Source organism: Nocardia sp. NPDC060249 (genome assembly GCF_042728755.1).
Taxonomy (GTDB): Bacteria; Actinomycetota; Actinomycetes; order Mycobacteriales; family Mycobacteriaceae; genus Nocardia.
In genome coordinates this window covers 13,092-35,475 of record NZ_JBHXAQ010000024.1, presented here as the reverse complement: position 1 = coordinate 35,475, position 22,384 = coordinate 13,092, and the positions used below count along the sequence as shown (strand labels likewise).

Genomic DNA, 22,384 nt, shown 5'->3' with positions numbered 1-22,384 from the left:
GCGGCGCCTAACCGGCGGCCCGGCCGCGGACCGGCCACTTCGTGGCCGTCCCTCCCTAGGGGTCGGGAGTGCGGTGGGTGGGTTGGGTGGGTTGTTGAAGAGGGGGACTGGTTGGGTGGGTGGGTTGTTGAAGAGGGGGACTGGCTGGGTGGGTGGGTTGTTGAAGAGGGGGACTGGCTGGGTGGGTGGGTGTGGTTGGGCGGGTGGATGACGGGGTGTGTAATGCGGTGACCAGTTGGGGGTTTGAGGGGATGATCGGGGGCTCGTGGGGGTCGGGGTGGGGGGTGATGTGTTGGCGGGTGCGGCGGAACCACCACTGCAGCAGTGTGATGCCGATCAGGGCCAGTAGGGCTGTGGTGAGGCTGATGGGTAGGCCGGGTGGGCGCCAGGTGACGGTGAGGGTGGCGTTGTGGGTGCCGGGTGGGATGTCGACCGCTACGAAGGTGCCTGCTACTGCTCGGATGGGGATCTCGCTGTTGCCGAGGGTGGCTGTGTAGCCGGGCCAGGCCAGGCGGGACAACACGATTCGGCCGCCGGTGCCGGAGGAGACGGTGGCGCGGTTGGTGAGGCCGGCTTCGGGCATGACGGTGGCGTGGACGCCGGATTCGTGGGCGATCAGGTCGCCGGGGGAGGGCAGGGGGTTCAGTCGTTCCAGGACCCAGATCTGGTGTTCGTGACCGGGGTAGTGGACGAACTTCCAGCCTGCGGGGGCGGGCTCGGTTCCGGCGTGGGGATACTGACTGCGTTGCAGGACAATGCGATCCAGGCGCATCAGATCGACGATCGGTGTGTCGGTCGACGGTTCCACGGCGAAGACTCTGCGGTACGCGTCAGGGCAGGTGCCGCCGTCCCACGCCATGCACAGCAAACCGGCGAAGGCGGCGTGCCCTACGGGGGTGTACCCGTTCACATAGTGCAATCCCAGGTTCTTGGCGTAGCTGCCCAGTGCGATGGAGCCGTAAGTGCCTGCGAGCGTGCGCTCTTCGTCGCGCACCATGGTCCGGTCCGCCAATTGCAGTGTGCGACCGCCGAAATCGGGGAAGGCGGCGGTCATGTCCGAGCGCTGTTCGGCGAACCCGTACGACAGGGGGGTGCGCGGCGCCGTCGCCACCTGGACGAACGCGATCGGGAAGGTCGCGGCAATGGTCAGCGCGGCCGCGGCGGCGGTCCCGCGGGTGCGCGCCAGCCACACCACCCCGGCCCCGAGTCCCACCACCACGAACACGGCGAGGGCGTGGCGTTCGACGAGTTTCGGTGCGGCGGAGAAGGATCGGATGAACAGCAACGCGATCAGCGCACCCGCCGCCGCGTACCGTCGTCGCGACACGGTGAAATCTCCGTACCGGCTGATCAGCACGCACACCAGCACCAGCAGCGCGATCGCGAGCATCGGCAACACTCGTGCCGGCCACCGCAGCGGACCGATCGCCCCCGGCCCCGCCGTCCACATCAGGGTCGCCACCGCGAACAGGGCGATGCCACTCCACGAGGCGGCATGGCGTGCCGCGGCTTTCCAATCGATGAACGCGAGCGCGGGAATCACGAACCACGCGATGTAGACCATCGGTAGCGGCTGCACATGCCCCCACCACGCGGTGAACGCGGGCACGGTGCTGGGCAGGCTCGCGTTGAGCGATTCCGACCACGGGACGGTCAGGAAGGGGTCGTTGTGGATGGTGGAGACGTCACCGCGCCAGGTGGCCTGTGAGGAGAGCAGGATCGGCAGGTTGGCGATCATGGACGCGAGCACCGCGAGCCCGGACGCGGTGAGCAGCCGCACGACCGGCGCCCACTTGCGCTGGTACAGGTATTCGCCCGCGGCGACGGTGGCGATCATCAAGCCGGATTCGACTGCGGGAAACGCGTATTGGATGGTCAGCGCCAGGTACAGGAATACGAACAGCGGGATCGGGCCGGAACGGCCGCGCGCGTAGAGGACGGCGGAGGCCCAGGCGTGGACCAGCCAGGCGGTGCCGGTCTGTGAGGTGAACCAGCTGGCCTCGTCGAAGAACAGGAACCACCCGCTGAACGGAAACGCCACGCCCGCGACCGCCGCCCATGGCGCGCGGGCGCCGTAGGCCAGGCAGATGCGGAAGACGCCGAGCGCGGCGATGGCCGAGAACACGAACTTCACGGCGGTCGCGTACAGCGCGAGATTGTCGAACGAGGGCGCCAGCAGGTACACCAGCAACTGGGCGGGGTTGTAGAGCCCGGCTTCCTCGAGGCTGTAGTTGCCCGCCATCCATTCCCACGGCACCATCGCCGGGAACCGCCCGGCCCGCAATTCGGTACCGAGCAACTGCCACATCGGTACGTATTGCGCTTCGGTGTCGTCGGTATAGAAGTGCCGGGAATCCCCCAGCAGCACAGCGAGATACCCGACCAGGACCGCGCCGATGACGATTCCGGCCCACCGCACGACTTGTTTTCGCGGTTCGAGCTCCGCGCGTACCCACACGAGCGCGGGAGCTTAGGGCATGGAGATGAACCGAACAAGAGCGCCGGGTGTCCGCGCCGAAGTGGTGGACGTTTGTCCAGCTCAGATATGGTTAGGGTGGGGTTTGATAGCATGGCGCAACCCGAGCAGGACCCTTCGAGAGAGTCATCAATTGCAGTTCGAAATCGTCGAGCGGGACGAGACCTGGGTGGCCGGTCTTCCGGTTCGCAGTCCCAAACGCGCACTCGGTGAGCTCCGCGACCGTGACCTCGAAGCGGCATGGTCGGCGGTTCTGCATCAGGATCTCGGCGGGCCACTGGCCAGCGCCTATACCGACTACACCGGTGAGCTGAGTACCTACAACACCCAGATCGTGGGTTATCAGTGCGAGTCGCTCGCGCAGGTCACTCGTGGACATCTGGCGGCCCGGTTGCCGCGCGGCACCTACGCGCGCTTCTCCTCGGTCGGTAACTTTCCGCAGGTGATGACGGATCTGTGGACCCAGATCGCCTACGCCGAAGAACACAACCAGATCAAGCGCACCTTCACCGGAGATTTCGAGTGCTACCCGCACGCGTACAAGATCGACCTGTACCTGGCGGTCGACCCGCGATGACCTATTCGATCGTGGTCCGTGGCGCGGCGCTGTACGGCGGCCTCGCGGTGCCGAAGGTGCACCCGAGCTTCAAGGTGAGCAACAGCGACCTGATCGAGTTCCTCAAGGACCGGCTGCGCGACCGGCCCGGCGGCAGCGAACCGCTGCACACGGTCTACGTCCCCGACCCGGCGGGCAACTGGAACGCGCTGGTAGCGCGCGAATACGCGACTCCGGACGACGTGCCGGTCGGCGATCTCATGCTGCGCGTTCCCAAGGGCATCTACGCCCGTTTCGCACCCAACGGTGACTATCACGACCCCGTGGAAGACGTCTGGGCCCAGGTCGACGACGCGACCGCGTCGGCCGAGATCTCCCGCGCCTACCGCGAGGAGATCGAAGTGTGGCACGGCCCCGACACGGTGGAACTGTTCGTGTCGATCACTGTCGATAGCTGAAAGTTAGCCGAATTCGAACCGATCGGTCTGGACTCAGTCACCCTTCGTGCATTCACCCGTTCTGACCTGGGGTTATTTCAACTGGCCCAGAAGGTTACCGGAAAATTAGCCACTCGTATGGTGCATTCCTGCGGAATGACGGATACTGCGTAGGAAAACTTTGGCTGGTCGGACAAAGCCGACGTGGGTGTAGGTACGGAGTTGTATGAGGGTGTCGGCTCACACCGGCCCGGATCACCGGGTGGTCGGTGCGAATGCGGGCGGGTTGCGGTACCTCGACAGCAGCTCCGGATGCCAGGTCCGCATCTGTTCACCAGCGGAAGATCCGGCGCTGTGGGAACGGTATCTCGAGGGTGCGCTGAATGGTTACCGGCACTACGGAGTTCAGGACGCGCTCGACGTCGAGTCCCTGGCCGACGGGCGTTCGACGTCGCTGTTCCTGGTCGCGATCGACCCCGACGGATCGGTGGTGGCCGGACTGCGCGCGCACGGGCCGCACGCGAGCGCTGACGACATCCCCGGATTCCACCCGTGGCTCGGCAGCGCGGGCGAGGCCGCCTTGCGGGCCTCCGTCGAAGCCAAGGTGCCGCACGGAGTCGCCGAATCAAAGGGCGGGTGGTCGACACGGTCGAACCCGCGCAGGCCGGAACTCGGCGCGCTGGTGGCCCGCGGCGTCGTGCACGTCACCTGGCTGCTCGACGTGCGCTACGGGTTCGGCGTCAGCCCCCTGCACCAGCTCGAGTCCTACCGATCCAGTGGCGCGCGCCAGGATCCCGGCATCCCCGCCGTGTCCTACCCGGACGAGCGATACACCACCGTGCCGGTGTGGTGGGATCTGTCCGACCTGTCGGGGGCGGCACCGGCACAGCGCGACCTGATCGCCGTCGAGCGCGCGCAACTGCTGCAAGCGCGACGCCCATGATCCGGGATCTCGCCCCCACCGACATCTTCCGGGCGTCGGTGCTCGATGATTCGGTGCCCGCCGACGCCGCCGAGCTGGCACGCCTGCGGGAGCTCCCCGGTCTCTCGGTGAGCGATCTGCGTCCCGAGATGCGCTCGGAACTGGCCCGGCTCGAGGCCGCGCCCGAGGCGGACCCGGCCGAAGATCGCTGGGTGTACTACCCGTGGCGCTCCGCGCTGGTCGCCATCGTCGGCGCCACCGCGTTTCGCGCTGTCCGGCAGGACCGCAACCGGAACAAGCTGACCATCGCCGAGCAACGGCGGCTGCGCGGGCAGTCGGTCGGCGTCATCGGGCAGAGCGCGGGACACGAGATCGCCTACGTCGCCGCGCTGGAAGGTGCCTGCGGGCTGCTGCGGATCGCCGACTTCGACACCGTCGAGCTGTCGAATCTGAATCGGATTCCCGGTGGGCTGTTCGACATCGGGCTCAACAAGTGTGTCGTCACCGCCCGGCGGATCGCCGAACTCGACCCGTACCTGCCCGTTGAGATCTTCCCCGCGGGTGTCGACGAGTCCTCGATGGACGAATTCCTGACCGGGCTGTCGGTGGTGGTCGAGGTCTGCGATTCCCTCGACGTGAAGCTCGCCGCCCGCGAGGCGGCCAAGCGGCATCGCATCCCGGTGCTGATGGAGACCAATGATCGAGGTCTGTTCGATGTCGAGCGATTCGATCTCGAACCCGATCGGCCGCCGTTCCACGGCCTGCTCGGCGAGACGACGACAGCCGACCTGCGCGGATTGTCGAACCGGGACAAGGCCCCGCACGTGATGCGGATCCTCGACCCGGATCAGCTCTCGGCCCGGCTCGCCGCCAGCCTCACCGAAATCGACGAGACGGTCACCACGTGGCCCCAGCTCGGCAGCGATGTCGGGCTCGGCGCGGCCATCATCGCCACGGCGGTGCGCCGGATCGGCCTCGATCAGGCGCTGCCGTCCGGTCGAGTTCGCGTCGATCTGGAGCGTGAGCTCGACAGCCTCGGTGAGCCCGATCGAGGTGACCACAGATTCACCGACGACGCCGCACCGCTCGACGAGCTCGACGAGCCGCGCACGGCGATCGCCCGCATCCTGCACAGCATCGAACGCGCGCCGTCGGGCGGCAACGCGCAGCCGTGGGTGGTGCGCGTCGACGGTTCCGCCGTGCACCTCGCCGTCGACCCGGCGCGTACCTCCGGGATGGATATCGGATTCCGTGGCAGCGCGGTGGCGCTCGGCGCCGCCCTCTACAACGCCCGCGTCGCCGCCGCCGCTCAGGGTTTGCTGGGGACGCACGAGATCGTGCTCGGCGGTACGGCGCCCGTGTCGGCCGTGCTGCACCTCGGTGTGCGCGCCGACCCGGAACTGGCCGCCGATTACCCGGGAACGCTCACCCGCGCCACCAACCGGCACCTCGGCGACGGGCGACCCTTGGCTCCGGAAGTTCTTGACACACTGGCGGTTTCGGCTGCCGCGGAAGGTGGATTCGTCCGCGGGGTGACCGATCGCGCCGGGCTCGGCGAGGTCGCGAACCTCCTCGCCGAATCCGACCGGGTCCGCTACCTGACGCCCCGGCTGCACGCGGAGATGTTCGGCGAATTGCGCTGGCCCGCTGACGATTTACGGACCGGGCTCGACCTGCGAACCATGGAGCTGGCCTCCGACGAGTACGCCAAACTGGCCATCGGCGGCCGTGCCGATGTGATGGCCTACCTGCGCGACTGGTCCGGCGGCGCGGCGCTGGGCGACTACGCGCACCAGCGCATTTCGTCCGGTTCCGCGCTGATCGCGGTCACCTGCCCGGCCGGAGCCGACGCCGATCTGACCGATTATGTGCGCGGCGGTTCTGCCGTCGAGCGCGTATGGATTGCCGCGCAGAAGCTGGGCCTCGCGGTCCAGCCCATGTCCCCGGTTTTCCTCTACGTCCGTGACGACAACGATTTGCGCAACGTATCCGCAGGATTCACAGATACACTGGCCTCGATCCACAAACGGTTCTCCGCACTGATGGGAATTCCCGGGCACGAGACGGTCACGGCAGTATTACGACTGAGCTATGCGCCCGCGCCGACAGTACGGAGCGCAAGGCTCCCGGTACTCGGTTCAGGGAACTGACAGATAGCACGATCGGAGAAACGGTGCCTCGGCGAAACCTCGACTCGTTGGTGACGCAGGTCGCCTCGGAGTTGATGGGCGTCGACGCCACGACCATGGTCGCCGCCAGTGAACGCGTGCTCGCGAGTCTGGTGGACTACTTCGACGTGGAGTTCGCCTATCTGCGCAACACCGTGCGCGAGCAGCGCCAGACCGTGCTGATCGCCGAGTGGCCGCGTCGGCCGTATGTGCCCGACCCTGACCCATTACGCGTCATCAACTTCGCCGACGCCGATTCGCTGTTCCTGGCCAGCGAGAACGCCGTCGAACCGATCATCGTCAGCCGCGGTGACGAATACCCCGACTACCAGGAGATGATCCGGCAGACCACCGGCATGCCCTCGATGGTGACCGCGTGCGTTCCGCTGGTCTCGCGCGGAGTGTCCACCGGCGCGCTCGGCTTCGTCCGGCGCGGTGACCGGGCGTGGACCACCCGCGAGGTCAATGTCCTCAAGGCGATCGCGGCCTTGTTCGCGCAGCTCCAGGCCAGGGTGGAGGCCGAGGACCGGCTGCGCTACATCGCCTCGCACGACGATCTCACCGGCCTGGCGAATCGGCGCGCGTTGCTCGAGCACATGGAGGAACGGCTCGCGCCGGGCAACGAGGGTCCGGTCGCGACCTTCTTCCTCGATCTCGATCGGCTCAAAGCGCTCAACGACTTCCTCGGTCACAACGCGGGCGACAATTTCATCCGCACGCTCGCGGCCAGGTTACGCAAGAACTTCGCCCCCGAGGACATGATCGCGCGCCTCGGCGGCGACGAGTTCGTCATCGTGCCCGCCGAGACGATGGACGCGGTGGCCGCCGAACTGGAGGCGAACCGGATCCAGGAGCTGGTCGGGCGCCGGGTCTCGGTCGGGCAGGAATCGGTGAGCCGCGGGGTCAGCGTCGGCGTGGCGCTCGGTGTGCCCGGCGAGACGACGGTGTCGGACGTGCTGCGCCGGGCCGACCACGCGTTGCTCTCGGCGAAGTCCGGTGGTGGCAACGGCATCGCGGTGTTCACCGACGCCATGCGGGTCCAGTTCGAGTTACAGGACGACGTCGAGGTCAACCTGCGCAGCGCGGTGTCCGACGGGTCGATGGTGCTGCACTATCAGCCCGAGGTCGACCTGCGCACCGGACGCATCGTGGCACTGGAAGCACTGGTGCGCTGGCAGCACCCCACGCGCGGACTCCTGCCGCCCGGCGCGTTCGTCGCCGTCGCCGAGGCCACCAATCTGGCGGGCGAGCTCGGCCGGTGGGTTATTCGTTCGGCCTGTTCACAGTTCGCCGACTGGCGCCGCCGCGGGCTGGCCGCCAATGTGGTGATCCGGATCAATGTGTCGCCGGTTCAGCTGGTGAGTGCCGATTTCGTCGAGCGCATCGAGGACATTCTGCGCCTGTACGGCATCGACGGCAGTTCGGTCTGCCTGGAGATCACCGAGCACGTCGTCGTGCAGGACCTGGTGCGAACCAGGCTCACCCTGCGCGGCCTGAAACGGATGGGCGTGCAGATCGCCATCGACGATTTCGGCACCGGCTACAGTTCGCTCTCGCACCTCAAGGCGCTGCCCGTGGACGCCGTGAAGATCGACCGCGGTTTCGTGCAGCGGCTCGGCGACAGCGACGACGACCTGGCGATCGTGAAGTCGATCATCGGGCTGGCCGGGTCGTTCGGCCTCGGCGTGGTGGGCGAAGGAGTGGAGACGCCGATGGCGGCCAGGACGCTGGTCGGTCTCGGCTGCTACCGCGCGCAGGGTTTCCTCATCGCCAGGCCGATGCCGGGCGAGGAAGTCGAGGCGCACCTGCGCGAAGGACGTATTCCGCTCGACCTCGACCTGCCGCGCGCGGGTCGGGGCGTGGCGTCGAGCTGAATCGCGGCGATGCCGTCCGACGACTGGCTTCTGGTGGAGACCCTCCTCTCCGGTGGTGAGCCGACGGTGGTCGCCGCGGGCGCGCACCCGAGGCACTGGTCCGGGCTCGGCTCGCTGCGTCGCGTTCTGGGCCCGTCTCGTGCGCGGATCGCGACGGAGGCGGTGCGGCGTTGCCACGCGGACGGGGCAGCACAGCGCATGGTCGAGGCGGACACGCTGGTCGTGACCGAGCCGGTGCCGTGCGCGTACGGGGGCGTCCACGGGGTGCGGCTGTGGGCCGGGGGCGTCGATGTCGCGATCCCGCCACCGCGCCGGGTCGCCGCCTGGGACTGGGATGCCGATACCGAGCTCGCGCATCACGGACCGGGTCTGGAGGAACTCGTCTTCGCCAGGGACCCCGAGCAGGTGCGGGTGATCCGCACGCCGCCCGAGGCGTTCGGCCGGATGGCGCGCTTCGACGGGCGGATCGACTACTTCGCGATGGTCGCGCGCATCGACGACGGTGGCCAGTGGCAGGGCGAGGTCGACATGGCAGGCGACGACGACGAGGTCCGCCACTTCCAGATGATCACCAGGGCGGTGCCGGCGCAACGCCGCATCAGCGCGCTGATGCACGCGATTCCCGAGCTCGACACGGCCCAGCCCGCCGCCGATCCCGACGCGGCCATGTTGCGCGCCGTTTCACAGAGCAGTGGTGTCGGCGTCGGCATCATCGAGCTGACCAGCGCCCTGATCTACGAATGGGCCGGACCGCCGATGGCACCGCTGGATCGCTGGCTGGTGGAGCGACCCGTCATCGATCCCGATGATCTCGCCGCGTTGCGTGCTGCGTGCCACGACCTGGCCCGTGTCCCTGGCACCGGCCGGCGGCTGGCGCTGCGGGTGCGGTTCGCGGCGGGGACGTGGATCACCGCGCAGGCCGAACTGGTGGCGATGAGTACGGGGCACGGGCTGCTGCGGGTATGGTCGGCCTGACGGTTCGCTCGTCGAGCACTGAGCCGCATCTTTCGACGCTGTTCACCTTCCGTTCCTCGGGCAGGACCCGGAGGTAACCCGCGCGGCGCGACGATCGGCGTGTGCGCATCGTGCAGCTAGCCAATTTCTATGGCCCGCGATCGGGTGGGTTGCGCACTGCCCTGCACCACCTCGGTGAGGGCTATGTGGCGGCGGGGCACGAAGTGGTGCTGATCGTGCCGGGATCGCGGCGTTCCGAAGAGCTACTGCCCACGGGCGCGCTGCGCATTACGTTGCCCGCCTTGGGCATTCCCTGGACCGGAGGATATCGGGCGGCTGATCCGCGGCGGGTGGCCGATGTGCTGTCCGGGTTGTCGCCGGACGTGCTCGAGGTGTCGGACCGGCTCACGCTGCGCGGTTTCGGCCGGTGGGCGGGGCGGCGCGGGGTGGCGAGCGTGATGATCTCGCACGAGCGCCTCGACCGGCTGCTCGGCCAGTTCCTGCCCGGCCCGGCCGCGCGTCGCTGCGCCGATGTGGCCAACCGGCGCACGGCCGCCGACTACGACATGGTCGTGTGCACCACCGATTTCGCGCGCGAGGAATTCCTGCGGATCGGTGCGCCGAACGTGGAGCTGGTACCGCTGGGGGTAGACCTCGATCTGTTCAGTCCACGACGCCGTGACCTCGGCTTGCGCGCCGATCTCGGCGTCGCCGGGCATCCGATGCTGGTGCATTGCGGTCGGCTGTCGGTGGAGAAGCGCGTCGACCGCAGTATCGAAGCGGTCGGTGCCCTGCATCGCGCCGGCGTACCCGCCCGGCTGGTCGTCGCCGGCGACGGACCGCGTCGCGAGTCGCTCGAACGCCGCGCCCGCACCCTGCCCGCCCTGCCCGGCGGCGAACCGGCGGTCCACTTCACCGGCTTCATCAACGAACGCGCCATGGTGGCGAAACTTCTTGCCACCGCGGACGTCTCACTGGCGCCAGGACCGCACGAGACGTTCGGTCTCGCTGCCCTGGAGGCACTGGCCGCGGGCACTCCGGTCGTGGCCAGCCGCTCGTCCGCTCTCGCCGATATCGTCACCGCCGAATGCGGGGCCATCGCCGCCGACCGTCCCCGTGCCTTCGCGCGAGCCGTGACCGACGTCTTGGCCATGCCCACCTCCGGCCGCCGCCGAGCCGCCCGCTCGCGCGCCGAACAATTCGGCTGGCCGCGCGCGGTCGCGGGGATGCTCGCGGTGCTCGGCCGCTGAGTGTGCCCAGCTCGGCGTGCGGGCTCAGCCCTGCGACCGGGCCGCCAGGACGGCGTCGTAGAGCTCGCGGCGGGAGGCGCCCCGGCCCGCGGAGACCTCGGCGCAGGCGTCCTTGAGTCGCATGCCGCCTGCCACCAGCGTCTCGACCTCGTCGACCAGTTCGGCCGGCTCGGCCGAAACCGGTTGGGAACCTTCGAGAACCACGGTGATCTCGCCACGGGCGCCCTCGGCGGACCAGGCGGCCAGTTCGCCGAGGGTGCCGCGGACGACTTCCTCGTAGGTCTTGGTGAGTTCGCGGCAGATGGCGGCGCGCCGGTCGGGGCCGAGGACCGCCACCGCGTCGGCCATGCAGTCGGCCAGGCGGTGGGGTGCTTCGAAGAAGACGATGGCGCGCTGTTCGGAGGCCAAGGTGCGCAACCACTCTCGGCGCTGTCCGCCCTTACGCGGGGCGAAGCCGTCGAAACAGAAGCGTTCCACCGGCAGACCGGACAGCGCCAGCGCGGTGGTGACCGCCGAGGGACCGGGCAGGCAGGTGACCGGGAGATCGCGTTCGACGGCGGCGGCGACCAGTCGATAGCCGGGGTCGCTCACCGACGGCATGCCCGCGTCGGTGACCAGCAGCACCGTCAGGCCGCTCGCGATGTCGTCGAGCAGGGCGGGGATGCGGGCGGCTTCCACGTGGTCGTAGAAGCTGACGACGCGGCCGGTGATCTCGACGCCGAGCGCCTTCGCCAGCGATTTCGTGCGGCGGGTGTCCTCGGCGGCGACCACGTCGGCCGAACCGAGCGCGTCGCGCAGTCGCTGCGACGCGTCGCCGATGTCGCCCATGGGGGTTGCCGCTAAGACCAACACAGTGTTGTCCGACCTCTCCGGTAAGTTCTCCCCGCAGGCGATCGAGTGCGGCGGGCAGTGCGGCCAGGCGGTATTCGGTCGCCCGGAAGCCGCGTGAGTAGATGGCGCCTGTTCATTCTGTCAGGCGGGGGAGCCGCGCCCGAGGGCGCGTAGGCGGGGAAACGAGGGGGCACAAGTGTCGGGTCGGACTTCGTGGGTGGCACCGCCTACGATCGGGGCGTGATCCCGGTGACCGATGAGCGCGCGATGCCCCCGTCGCGTCCCGTGTCGGCGTTGGTCAGTCCCGCGCCGCTGCGCCCGGCCCCCGATTTCGGTCCGCTCGACACCGCGCGCGGCTGGCTGGTCACCGCGGTGCTCACCGTCATCGCCGCGCTGACCAGGTTCACCAACCTGAACTATCCCACCGACGCGCGCACTCCCGTCTTCGACGAAAAGCATTACGCCCCACAGGCCTGGCAGATGGTCACCGGCGGCGGCGTGGAGGACAACCCCGCCTACGGCCTGGTCGTGCACCCACCCGTCGGTAAACAGTTCATCGCTCTCAGCGAGGCGATCTTCGGCTACAACGCGTGGGGCTGGCGCGGCACCGCGGCGCTGGCGGGCACGATCCTGGTGCTGCTCGTGGTGCGGATCGTGCGCCGCATGGCCCGTTCGACGCTGATCGGCGCGTTCGCGGGCGTGCTGCTCATCGCCGAGAGCCTGACCTTCGTCTCCTCGCGCATCGGCATGCTCGACATCTTCATGTCGCTGCTGGTCACCGCGGCTTTCGGCTGTCTGATAGTCGACCGCGACGACGTGCGCGAGCGCATGGCTCGCGCGGATCTGGCCGGTCGGGTCGGCGTCTCGGACTGGGGTCCGCGGCTCGGCGTGCGCTGGTGGCGCTTCGGCGCGGGCGTGCTGCTCGGGCTGGCGTGCGGCACCAAATGGTCGGGCATCTACTACATCATGTTCTTCGGCCTGCTCAGCGTGGCCTTCGACGTGAGCGCGCGCCGCGCGTACGGGGTGCGCAAGCCGTGGCTGGGCGCGATGGTGCGCGACGTGGGACCGGCGCTGTACGCGCTGGTGGTGATTCCGCTGGTGGTGTACCTGTCCTCGTATTGGGCGTGGTTCGCCAGCGAGAACGGGGTGTTCCGGTACGCGGTGGGCAATCAGGTCGGCAGCGGTGGCGCGTTCGCGTTCCTGCCCGACGCGCTGCGCTCGCTCTGGTACTACCAGGGCGAGACCCTCGACTTCCATTCCAGTCTCACCAATTCGGCGGGCAACCACCATCCCTGGGAATCCAAGCCGTGGACCTGGCCGATGGGCCTGCGCCCGATGCTCTACTACTACGCCGACGGCACCGTCACCGGGTGCGGCGAAACGCAGTGCGTGAAGGCCGTGATGGCTGTCGGCACGCCCGCGCTGTGGTGGCTGGCGCTGCCGTTGATCGGCTGGATGGTGTGGCGTTCGGTCGTGCGGCGCGACTGGCGCTACGCGGCGGTGCTGGTGGGCTACGGCGCCGGGCTGCTGCCGTGGTTCCTGACGCTGGACCGGCAGATGTACTTCTTCTACGCGGTGGTGCTCGCGCCGTTCCTGGTGATGGGGATGGCACTGGCCCTCGGTGACATCCTCGGGTCGGCGAGACCGGCCGGGATACCGCGCAGTCCGACGGGGACCTACCTGCCCGCCCCGGTGAACGAGCGGTACGCGCTCGGCTTGCTGATCGTCAGCATCTATCTGGGCTTGGTGATCGCGAACTTCGTCTGGCTGTGGCCGATCCTCACGGGCCAAGCGATCACGCCGCAGAACTGGCAGGACCATCTCTGGCTGCCGAGCTGGCGGTAGCGCCGGGGAATCAGTCCAGGGCGCGGTGGACGAAGGCGATCGCGTCGGCGTCGTCGAGTCCGAGTCGTCGGACCGTGGTCACGTAGTCCACGGCGGCGCGGCTGGCGATGTCGCGGGTGGGGTCGCCGGAGGAGGCGATGAAAGAGCCTTGGCGGCCACGGGTTTCGAGCACGCCGTCGGCTTCCAGCTCGCGGTAGGCGCGGGCGACGGTGTTGGGGGCGATGCCGAGGTCGGCGGCCAGCGCGCGGACCGTGGGGATCTTGGTGCCCGCGGTGAGGGTGCCCGCGCGGACCTGTTCGATCACGGCCGTGCGCAGCTGTTCGTAGGGCGGCTGGGTGGAATCGGTGGACAGCTCGACGTGGAACACGGTGCTCACACCTCGTCTCGGGACAGCGGGCAGGACATACAGCGGGGACCGCCGCGGCCGGAGCCCAGCTCCGAACCGCTGATGGTGACCACCTCGATACCCGCCTCGGTCAGGCGCGAGTTGGTCATCTCGTTGCGTTCGTAGGCCACGACCACGCCGGGCGCGAGTGCGAGGGTGTTGTTGCCGTCGTCCCACTGTTCGCGTTCGGCGTCGGGTCCCTCGCGGCCGGTGTCGATCACGCGCAGCTTCGGGATGCCCATCGCCGCGGCGGCGGCGGGCAGGAACGGTTCGGGACCGGCGATGCTGATGCGCTCGAGGTCACCGCGCCCGGTGAAGCCGTCTTCGCGGCGGATGGTGAACGCCTCCAACGATTTCCGCACACCCGGATACATCACCACCGCGTCGGTGTCGACCATGGTGCAGACGGTGTCGAGATGCATGGTGGCCCGGTTCTGCGCGATCGGCACCACCAGCACGGTGTGCGCGAGATCGTCGTCGAACAGGCTGCGCGCCAGCGCTTCCGCGCCCGCGGGCGTGGTTCGCTCGCCGACGCCGACGGCGACAACACCTGTGGCGAGCAGCAGCACATCGCCGCCCTCGATCGGCGCGGTGTGTGACTCGTAGGCCCGGCGCACGCCGAGGAAGCGCGGATGGAACGCGTAGACGAGGTCGGTGATGGAGGTCTCGCGGCTGCGGGCGGGCAGGGCCAGCGAGGTGATCGCGACCTTCGGGCCGACCCAGAACGAGGAATCGCGGGTGAACAGCAGATTCGGCAGTGGATCGACGACGAAGTCGCCGCCGTGGTGCATGCGCCGCACCAGCGAGGTGGCGTCGGGGCCGAACGGCAGCTCGTCGAAGGTCATCCCGGCCATCAGGATGTCGGCGAGCGCGGGGGCGTCGAATTTGCGCAGTTCGGCGGCGAGCTGGTCGGCCAGACCGTGGCCGAGCCTGCGCGCGTCGACCGCGGCCGAGATGCCCTGGATCCGGGCTGCTCCACTGGCACTGAGGGTTTCGGTCAGCAGGTCTGCCAGTAACAGCACCTCTACCCCGCGGTCGCGCAGTACGGTGGCGAAGGCGTCGTGTTCGGCTTGTGCGCGCTCGACCCAGGGGATGCCGTCGAAAAGCAGCTGGTCGTTGTTGCTCGGGGTGAGTCGGCGTAGTTCTGCGCCCGGGCGGTGCAGCAGCACCGTCCGTAGCTGGCCGACCTCGGAGGTGACGGTCAGGCGCGAGTCGGGGGCGGTTCCCATCTGCAAACCGTAATGCGAGGACCGCGTGTCTGCGAGCTGCAACGCGCTGGGTTCGGCCGCGGCCGCTCGTCGGTGTCCGCCGCTCGGGCCCGTGTTCCGCTCATTTTTCGTACACGACACGAATACCTGAAGTATTGTTTAGGTGGTAGTGGGAGGAGCTATAGATGACGATGGCCGATTGGCAAACGAAGGAGCTGACCCCCGGGCAGCTATCCGATCGTAGTGGAGTTGCAGTGTCCGCGTTGCACTTCTACGAACGCGAAGGTCTCATATCGAGCCGTCGAACCAGTGGCAATCAACGTCGATATTCTCGCGAAACCTTGCGCCGCGTCGCCTTCATCCGTATCTCGCAACGGGTCGGTATCCCACTCAGTGAGATTCGTTCGGCCTTGGATCGACTTCCCGAGGGGCGCACCCCGACCCGCCGCGACTGGGAGAACCTGTCGACCACCTGGCGCGAAGATCTCGACGATCGCATCACCCAGCTCGTGCGCCTGCGCGACAACCTGACCGGCTGCATCGGCTGCGGCTGCCTGTCGCTCGGCTCGTGCAAACTCGTCAACGAGCACGATCGGCTCGGTGCGGAGGGGCCCGGTGCGCGCGTGCTCGATGTCCAGGTGAACTGCCCGCCGAAATCCGGCTGCGTATAGCTCTTGTCGGATGCCTCGGGCATCATCGCGGGTATGACTTCTCTCGATGCCAAGGCGAAGACTCTGCTCGAACTGCACCGCCCGGGAAATCCGGTGGTGCTGCCGACCGTCTGGGACGCCTGGTCGGCGAATGTCGCTGTGGCGGCCGGTTTTTCGGGCCTGACCATGGGCAGTCACCCGGTCGCCGACTCGATCGGCCGCGCCGACGGTGAGGGGATGAGTTTCGACGAACTCCTCGCCCGCGTCGTCCAGGTCACCGCCTCGGTCGAGGTCCCGGTCTCGGTCGACATCGAATCCGGCTACGGCCTCGAACCGCTGCAACTGATCGACGGACTGCTCGCCGCGGGCGCGGTCGGTCTCAATATCGAGGACACGGTGCACAGCGAGGGCAAGCGCCTGCGCTCGCCCGCCGAACACGCCGACCTGGTCCGCGGCCTGCGCGAAGCCGCCGACGCGGCCGGCGTGCATGTCGTGGTCAACGCTCGCACCGACCTGTTCGTGCGCCAGGACGGCGACGAGGCCGACCGTGTCGATCGGGCCATCGCCCGCCTGACCCTGGCCGCCGAAGCGGGCGCCGACGTTCTCTACCCGGTGGGCAAGCACGCCGACGCCGACCTGCGCCGGCTCACCACCGACCTGCCGTTGCCGGTCAACGCGATCGGCCAACCGGGTAGCCCGGCCAAGGATTACTTCGCCGGCCTCGGTGTCGCCCGCATCAGCTTCGGCCCGTTCCTCCAGGCCGCGCTGGGCGCCGCGGCCACCGATCTGCTGGCCGCCTGGAAGTAGCGGCTAGGCCTGACCGCCGACCTCCGCGGCGACGCCGTCGAGGATCAGCTCGAGGCCCAAGACGAAGTCGCCGTCCGCCGGATCGTCGGGCGGCGACTGGAACAACGGCGAGGCGAACAGCGCGGCCGCCTGCGGGAAAGTGCCGGGATCGACCAACCGGGCCAGCGCAGCGCCGTAGTTCTGGTTGACGTCGGCCTCCTCCAGGCCGGTGCCCTGCCTGGCGTCCGCCAATTGCTGAGTGAGCAGACTCGATTGCCGCACATGGGTGTCCACCAGCATCACGATGCCCACTTTGGTCGCCCAGTCGAGCTCGGTCGCGGCGAGGGCGCGCAGTGCGGCGTCGAGCCAGCCGATCGAGTGGGGGCCACGCGGTGGTCCGCTGATCGGCAGTTGCGCGAGCCACGGGTGCGCGAGGAGGACCTGGCGAAGGGCGTGCGCCCAGCGGCGCAGTCCGGTGCGCCACTGTCCGGGTTCGGAAGAAATTTCCGGTGCGGAGCCGAGTGCGAGATCGGACATCAACTCGAACAGTTCGTTCTTCGAGCCGACGTGGCGATAGAGCGCCATCTTCGTGAAGCCGAGGGTCGAGGCGACTTCGGTCAGGGTCACCGCGCCGATGCCGTCGCGGTCGGCCAGATCCACCGCGGCGCGCACAACGCGTTCGACGTCGAGCTCCGCCGGTCGGCCGAGCCGCGCCCGATCCGGTAGCCGCCAGAGTCTGCCCAGGTCGGTGGGCACCGGCTCGTCGGTCATCGCGGCGACTTCCTCCTGGGTTCGAGCGGCATCGGTTGGGGTGCGGGCACATCGTATCCACGCAATTACTATCCCCGGGATAGTATCCTAGGGATAATTAGTGCTGCCGCTATCCGAGAGGTTGGCAACCCGCATGACCGATCAACTGGTCGCCCCCAGACCGCGAGTGCGCGACGTCGACGCGCTGCGCGGCTTCGCGCTCTTCGGCATCTTCGTCGTCAACATCACCTTCATGGCCTCGGGATATCCCGGCAATCTGGTCATCGATCCCGCCTTCACCTCGCCCCTCGACGACGCTGTCCGCGGCCTGTCGTCGGTGTTCGTCGACATGAAGTTCTATGTGCTGTTCTCGTTCCTGTTCGGCTACAGCTTCACGTTGCAGATGGAATCGGCGGCCGCTGCCTCAGCGGCGTTCGAGCCGCGCATGCTGCGCCGGATCGCGGGGTTGTTCGTGCTCGGCGTGCTGCACATCGTCTTCCTGTACGGCGGCGACGTGCTGACCACCTACGCGCTGGCCTGCCTGGTGCTGTTCTGGATGCGGCGATGCCGGGATCGGACGGCGCTGCGGGTAGCCGCCGCGTTGTACGGCGTCGTGCTGGCGAGCCTGCTGCTGAGCGGACTCTTCCTCGACACCGCGAGCTTCTTGCCCGCGCCGGAGGTGGCGCACGCGAACGCCGAACAGGCCACCTCGGCGATGCTGGGCGGCTGGGGCGACATCATCGGCCAGCACCTCGACGGATTGGTGTTGCTGATCTTGCAGGCGGTCAGCCTGCAGGGCCCCACCGCGCTCGCGATGTTCCTGCTCGGCATGGTCGCGGGCCGCCGGCAACTGTTCGCGCGAGTCCGCGGCGACGAACCGATCCTGCGGCGAATCCAGTGGATCGGCTTTCCGGTGGGACTGGCGGGCAGCACAGTATACACGCTCGGCGGGGGTACCGGGGACACGCTCGCGGTCGCCGTCAGCGTCGCCACCGCGCCGTTGCTCGCTGCCGCCTATGTCGCGACGTTGCTGCGCATGATGCACAGTCCGCGCACCGCGTGGATCCGCTCGGCGCTCGCGCCCGCGGGACGGATCGCGTTGACCAACTACCTCGGACAGTCCGCGATCGGCCTGGTGATCTTCACCGGCGTCGGATTCGGTGCGGCAGGCAGCTTGTCGCCGTTGGCGACGATGGGGCTGGCGCTCCTCGTTTTCGTGACGCAACTCTGGGTGAGCGCGCTGTGGTTGCGCCGGCACCGCTACGGCCCCGCCGAATGGATCCTGCGATGGGTGACCCTCGGTCGCAGACCGGCCTGGCGCACGCTGCCGACCACGGTGAGCTGAGAACCCGCCGTTGCGAACGAGCTGTGGCGCACGGCGAAAGGCCGTGCGCCACAGCTCGTTCGACTATTCCTTGGGCTCGATGTAGCGCGGGAAGATCGGTTCCGGCGCGGGCAGGTCGAGACCGGGGGCCAGGGGAGTGGCGATATCGGCGAAGGCGCGACCTTCCTGGGCGAGCAGGTCCAAGATCTTGGCCGCGGAGCCGGGCATCACCGGTTGGACCAGGATGGCGACGATGCGGACCACCTCGAGGGTGACGTAGAGGACCGTCGCCATGCGGGCCAGGTCTTCCTCGGTCCCCGACTTGCGCAGCGCCCAGGGGGCGTTGGCGGAGAAGTAGCGATTGGTCTCGCCGAGGGTGAGCCAGATGGCTTCCAGCGCGAGGTGCATCTGCTGAGCGTCGAACTCCGTGCGGCACTTGGCGAGTAGCGCGTTCGCGCGGTCGAGCAGGGCGCGGTCCTCGTCGGTGAATGCGCCCGGCGTGGGGGATTTGGCGTCGCAGTTCTTGTTGACCATGGTCAGGCTGCGCTGCACCAGGTTGCCGAACTCGTTGGCCAGGTCGGCGTTGATGCGGCCCGCGATGGCGTCGTTGCTGTAGCTGCCGTCCTGGCCGTAGGAGATCTCGCGCAGCAGGAAGAACCGCACCTGGTCCAGGCCGTAGGTGGATACCAGCGCGAGCGGGTCGACGACATTGCCCGTCGACTTCGACATCTTCTCGCCCTTGTTGTACAAGAACCCGTGCACGAACACCCGGTCGGGGAGTTCGATCCCGGCCGACATCAGGAACGCGGGCCAGTACACGGTGTGGAACCGGGTGATGTCCTTGCCGATGATGTGCAGATTCGCCGGCCAGAACTTCTCGAACGACGCGGAGCCGGTGTTCGGAAAGCCGACGCCCGTCAGGTAATTGGTGAGCGCGTCGACCCACACGTACATGACGTGGTCGGGTTCGCCGGGGACCGGAACGCCCCAGTCGAAGGTGGTGCGCGAGATCGACAGATCCTTCAGGCCCGCCTTGACGTAGCTGACGATCTCGTTGCGCCGGGTGGAGGGCGCGATGAACTCGGGCCGCTCTTCGTAGAGGGCGAGCAGCTTGTCCTGGTACTCCGAGAGCTTGAAGAAGTAGTTCGACTCCTCGGTCCAGGTGACCGGGGTCTTGGTCTCGGTGGACTCGCGGGTGCCGTCGGCGAGGAGAGTGGTCTCGTCCTCGTTGTAGAAGGCCTCGTCGCGCACCGAGTACCAGCCGGAGTAGTTGCCGAGGTAAATGTCGCCGTTGGCGAGCATCCGCTCCCAGATGGCGACGCAGGCGGCCTGATGATCCTCGTCGGTGGTGCGGATGAAGCGGTCGAACGAGATGTCGAGCGCCTTGTCCATCGCCTCGAAGACATCGGAGTTGCGGGCCGCGAGTTCCTGCACCGGGATGCCTTCGGCGGCCGCGGTCTGCTGCATCTTCTGACCGTGCTCGTCGGTGCCGGTCATGAAGAACACGTCGTAACCGTCGAGTCGCTTGAACCGGGCGATCGCGTCGGTGGAGATGTACTCGTACGCGTGGCCGATATGCGGCGCACCGTTGGGGTACGCGATGGCCGTCGTGACGTAGAAGGCGGGCGCCTCGGCGCCTTCGGCTGCACTCATGATGGGCACTACTCTAATCCGGGTGGCAAACACGAATCGTCCGGCTCCGCCTGTTCCGCCGCCGCTCGCGCCCCTGATCGATGCGCATACCCACCTCGATGCCTGTGGCGCAACCGATGCCGCGTCGACCGCGGCCATCGTCGACCGGGCCGCCTCGGCCGGTGTCGGGCACGTGGTGACCGTCGCCGACGATCTCGCGGCCGCGCAGTGGGCCGTGCGGGCCGCGCAGTGGGATCCGCGGGTGTACGCCGCTGTCGCGTTGCATCCCACCCGCGCCAACGCCCTCGACGACACGGCGAAGGCCGAGCTCGAGCACCTCGCCGCCGACCCGCGCGTGGTCGCGGTCGGTGAGACCGGCCTCGACTACTACTGGCCCGGCAAGCTCGACGGCTGCGCCGATGTCGAAACCCAGATCGAGGGTTTCCGCTGGCATATCGACCTGGCCAAGCGGGTGCGCAAACCGCTGATGATCCACAACCGCGAAGCCGACCACGACCTGCTCACGGTGCTGCTCGACGAGGGCGCGCCGGACACGGTGATCTTCCACTGCTTCTCCTCGGATGCCGCGATGGCCGAGGCGTGCGTGGCGGAGGGATACGTGCTGAGCTTTTCGGGCACCGTGAGTTTCAAGAACGCGCACGAACTGCGCGAGGCCGCCAAATTGGTGCCCGACGACCAGATTCTGGTGGAAACCGATGCGCCGTATCTGACGCCGCATCCCTATCGCGGTGCGCCGAACGAGTCCTATTGCCTGCCGTACACCGTCCGCGCGCTCGCCGAAGTGCGGGAACAGGACCCGCAGGCGCTGGCCGAGATCACCACCGCCAACGCGCGCAGGCTGTATCGGATTCGGTAGCCCGTTGCACCTGTTCGGCAGGGGGCTGGACATTAAACGTGAGTCGGCTCACATTTGCCCGCTCACATCGTTATCTACCAGCGCCGTCTATATCGAATTGTGATCTACGATCCCGCTGTTCGGGCGGCTCGGTGTTGTCTACCGCGCACCTCGTCGTTATCGTCCTGTAATCATGTCAGCTTTTGCGCGGATCAACTCGTCACGTTCACCGCTGCTGTTCGCAGCGGTGGCGGCCATGCTGCTGATCCTTCTCGTCGGTGCCTCGCTGGCCATCGTGAACCACAAAACGGTCGCGATCGTCATCGACGGTGAACGGACCGAGCTCTCGACGATGTCGCGCGACGTGCGCGCCATCCTGGCCGACGCGGGCTACGAGATCGCCGAACACGACGAGGTGATCCCCGCCGCGAGCGCGAAGGTCGGCGACGGCGCCACCATCACCTTCAACCGGGGTCGCGAGATCACGGTCACCGTCGACGGTGTCGAGCGCAAGGTATGGACCACCGGTACCACCGCGGGCGACGCGCTCGCGTCGATGCAGATCCCGTCCGACACCCACGTGCTGCCCTCGCGCACCGAGAAGCTGCCCCTCGCCGGTGCGGCGCTGAGCGTGTACACCCCGCGCAACATCTCGCTGGTAGACGGTGGCGCCGCCCCGGTCGATGTGCGCCTGGCCGCCGCGACGATCGGTGAATTCCTCACGGCCGCGGGCGTTCCGTTGAAGGACGAGGACTTCACCGAGCCCGCCGCCACGACCCCGCTCGCCGAGGGGATGCGGGTCGTCGTCACCCGCCAGCGCACCGAACAGCGCACCGAGACCCTGCCGCTCGATCCCACCGAAACGGTGATCGAGGACGTGACCATGAACATGAGCCGCACCGTGGTGGAGAACCCGGGGATGCCCGGTCTGCACGAGGCGACGTTCGCGGTGCGGATGGTGAACGGGGTCGAAGCCTCACGCGTGCAGGTGTATTCGAATGTGATCACGCCCGCGCAGAACAAGACGATCCGCAAGGGCGCCAAGCCGGGGACCGAGGTTCCGCCGGTGCGTGACGGCGCTGTGTGGGATGCGCTGGCGAAGTGTGAGTCGACGGGGAACTGGGCGATCAACACCGGCAACGGCTACTACGGCGGCATTCAGTTCGATCAGAGCACCTGGGAACGTCAGGGTGGGTTGAAGTACGCACCGCGGGCAGATCTGGCCAGCCGGGAAGAACAGATCGCGATCGCCGAGATCACGCGGGCCCGTCAGGGCTGGGGTGCCTGGCCCGCATGCACCGGACGCCTGGGAATCAGCTAGTTTCGTCAGCACGCTGTTTCGCAAGAACATGAGTAACTCCCCAGGCACCTCCCACCCGATGCGCGCACGGCGCAAGGCCGAGAGCTGACAGTCGAGCCTCCGGACGACACGCTGACTACGCGCAGAGGCGGGGAAGCGCGGTGGGTCCGGGTCGTTGAC

Annotated in this window: 19 protein-coding genes; 13 read left to right on the top strand and 6 right to left on the bottom strand. The window is 68.1% G+C overall.

The window, feature by feature from the left end; genetic code table 11:
* Nucleotides 1-55: 55 nt before the first annotated feature.
* Nucleotides 56-2,419 carry a hypothetical protein gene (locus tag ACFWFP_RS34375; RefSeq protein ID WP_379302157.1) on the bottom strand — a complete coding sequence of 788 codons (2,364 nt, stop codon included), beginning with the start codon at nucleotides 2,417-2,419 and terminating at the stop codon, nucleotides 56-58.
* A 190-nt stretch (nucleotides 2,420-2,609) separates the two neighbouring features.
* Here ACFWFP_RS34375 and ACFWFP_RS34370 point away from each other — a divergent pair, with 190 nt between their 5' ends.
* From ACFWFP_RS34370 to ACFWFP_RS34340, 7 genes are all read left to right on the top strand, one after another.
* Nucleotides 2,610-3,053: a GyrI-like domain-containing protein gene (locus tag ACFWFP_RS34370; RefSeq protein WP_379302155.1), complete on the top strand. Its 444-nt coding sequence runs from the start codon at nucleotides 2,610-2,612 to the stop codon at nucleotides 3,051-3,053.
* Nucleotides 3,050-3,490, top strand: coding sequence for an AraC family transcriptional regulator (locus ACFWFP_RS34365; protein ID WP_379302153.1), 441 nt, complete (start codon nucleotides 3,050-3,052; stop codon nucleotides 3,488-3,490). Before ACFWFP_RS34370 ends, ACFWFP_RS34365 begins: the two co-directional genes overlap by 4 nt.
* Nucleotides 3,491-3,695: 205 nt before the next feature.
* The gene (locus tag ACFWFP_RS34360) at nucleotides 3,696-4,412 is read left to right on the top strand and encodes a hypothetical protein (protein WP_379302151.1); all 717 of its coding nucleotides are present in this window, start codon (nucleotides 3,696-3,698) and stop codon (nucleotides 4,410-4,412) included.
* Nucleotides 4,409-6,541, top strand: coding sequence for an Rv1355c family protein (locus ACFWFP_RS34355; RefSeq protein ID WP_379302149.1), 2,133 nt, complete (start codon nucleotides 4,409-4,411; stop codon nucleotides 6,539-6,541). Before ACFWFP_RS34360 ends, ACFWFP_RS34355 begins: the two co-directional genes overlap by 4 nt.
* 74 nt (nucleotides 6,542-6,615) lie before the next feature.
* A complete protein-coding gene (locus ACFWFP_RS34350; RefSeq protein WP_379302167.1) occupies nucleotides 6,616-8,433 on the top strand; it encodes a putative bifunctional diguanylate cyclase/phosphodiesterase in 1,818 nt (605 codons plus the stop codon).
* A 9-nt stretch (nucleotides 8,434-8,442) separates the two neighbouring features.
* Nucleotides 8,443-9,408 carry a GAF domain-containing protein gene (locus tag ACFWFP_RS34345; RefSeq protein ID WP_379302147.1) on the top strand — a complete coding sequence of 322 codons (966 nt, stop codon included), beginning with the start codon at nucleotides 8,443-8,445 and terminating at the stop codon, nucleotides 9,406-9,408.
* Between the two features lie 101 nt (nucleotides 9,409-9,509).
* The gene (locus tag ACFWFP_RS34340) at nucleotides 9,510-10,637 is read left to right on the top strand and encodes a glycosyltransferase (protein ID WP_379302145.1); all 1,128 of its coding nucleotides are present in this window, start codon (nucleotides 9,510-9,512) and stop codon (nucleotides 10,635-10,637) included.
* A 24-nt stretch (nucleotides 10,638-10,661) separates the two neighbouring features.
* Here the strand turns inward: ACFWFP_RS34340 and rsmI are convergent, their stop codons facing one another.
* Nucleotides 10,662-11,531 (bottom strand): 16S rRNA (cytidine(1402)-2'-O)-methyltransferase, encoded by an 870-nt coding sequence (gene rsmI / locus ACFWFP_RS34335; RefSeq protein WP_379302165.1) that lies wholly within the window; start codon nucleotides 11,529-11,531, stop codon nucleotides 10,662-10,664.
* Between the two features lie 177 nt (nucleotides 11,532-11,708).
* Between rsmI and ACFWFP_RS34330 the strand changes: the two genes are divergently transcribed.
* Nucleotides 11,709-13,313: a dolichyl-phosphate-mannose--protein mannosyltransferase gene (locus ACFWFP_RS34330; RefSeq protein ID WP_379302143.1), complete on the top strand. Its 1,605-nt coding sequence runs from the start codon at nucleotides 11,709-11,711 to the stop codon at nucleotides 13,311-13,313.
* A 10-nt stretch (nucleotides 13,314-13,323) separates the two neighbouring features.
* Here ACFWFP_RS34330 and ACFWFP_RS34325 read toward each other — a convergent pair whose 3' ends face one another.
* Both ACFWFP_RS34325 and arcA read right to left on the bottom strand, forming a co-directional pair.
* Nucleotides 13,324-13,680: a GntR family transcriptional regulator gene (locus ACFWFP_RS34325; RefSeq protein WP_379302163.1), complete on the bottom strand. Its 357-nt coding sequence runs from the start codon at nucleotides 13,678-13,680 to the stop codon at nucleotides 13,324-13,326.
* 5 nt (nucleotides 13,681-13,685) lie between these two features.
* Nucleotides 13,686-14,927 carry an arginine deiminase gene (gene arcA / locus ACFWFP_RS34320; RefSeq protein ID WP_379302141.1) on the bottom strand — a complete coding sequence of 414 codons (1,242 nt, stop codon included), beginning with the start codon at nucleotides 14,925-14,927 and terminating at the stop codon, nucleotides 13,686-13,688.
* 164 nt (nucleotides 14,928-15,091) lie between these two features.
* On the opposite strand from arcA, the gene soxR reads away from it, so the two are divergent.
* Nucleotides 15,092-15,577 carry a redox-sensitive transcriptional activator SoxR gene (gene soxR / locus ACFWFP_RS34315; RefSeq protein ID WP_101465780.1) on the top strand — a complete coding sequence of 162 codons (486 nt, stop codon included), beginning with the start codon at nucleotides 15,092-15,094 and terminating at the stop codon, nucleotides 15,575-15,577.
* A gap of 33 nt (nucleotides 15,578-15,610) precedes the next feature.
* Entirely contained in the window at nucleotides 15,611-16,363 is a 753-nt protein-coding gene (locus ACFWFP_RS34310) for an isocitrate lyase/phosphoenolpyruvate mutase family protein (RefSeq protein ID WP_379302139.1), read from the top strand.
* Between the two features lie 3 nt (nucleotides 16,364-16,366).
* On the opposite strand, the gene ACFWFP_RS34305 is transcribed toward ACFWFP_RS34310, so the two are convergent.
* A complete protein-coding gene (locus ACFWFP_RS34305) occupies nucleotides 16,367-17,113 on the bottom strand; it encodes a TetR/AcrR family transcriptional regulator (RefSeq protein ID WP_379302137.1) in 747 nt (248 codons plus the stop codon).
* A 133-nt stretch (nucleotides 17,114-17,246) separates the two neighbouring features.
* Between ACFWFP_RS34305 and ACFWFP_RS34300 the strand changes: the two genes are divergently transcribed.
* Entirely contained in the window at nucleotides 17,247-18,437 is a 1,191-nt protein-coding gene (locus ACFWFP_RS34300; protein ID WP_379302135.1) for a DUF418 domain-containing protein, read from the top strand.
* A gap of 63 nt (nucleotides 18,438-18,500) precedes the next feature.
* Here ACFWFP_RS34300 and metG read toward each other — a convergent pair whose 3' ends face one another.
* Nucleotides 18,501-20,069, bottom strand: a complete 1,569-nt coding sequence (gene metG, locus ACFWFP_RS34295) for a methionine--tRNA ligase (protein ID WP_379302133.1) — start codon at nucleotides 20,067-20,069, stop codon at nucleotides 18,501-18,503.
* A 1-nt stretch (nucleotide 20,070) separates the two neighbouring features.
* Here metG and ACFWFP_RS34290 point away from each other — a divergent pair, with 1 nt between their 5' ends.
* Nucleotides 20,071-20,925, top strand: a complete 855-nt coding sequence (locus ACFWFP_RS34290; RefSeq protein WP_379302161.1) for a TatD family hydrolase — start codon at nucleotides 20,071-20,073, stop codon at nucleotides 20,923-20,925.
* 172 nt (nucleotides 20,926-21,097) lie between these two features.
* Nucleotides 21,098-22,225 (top strand): transglycosylase family protein, encoded by a 1,128-nt coding sequence (locus tag ACFWFP_RS34285; RefSeq protein ID WP_379302131.1) that lies wholly within the window; start codon nucleotides 21,098-21,100, stop codon nucleotides 22,223-22,225.
* The last annotated feature ends 159 nt before the right edge of the window (nucleotides 22,226-22,384 follow it).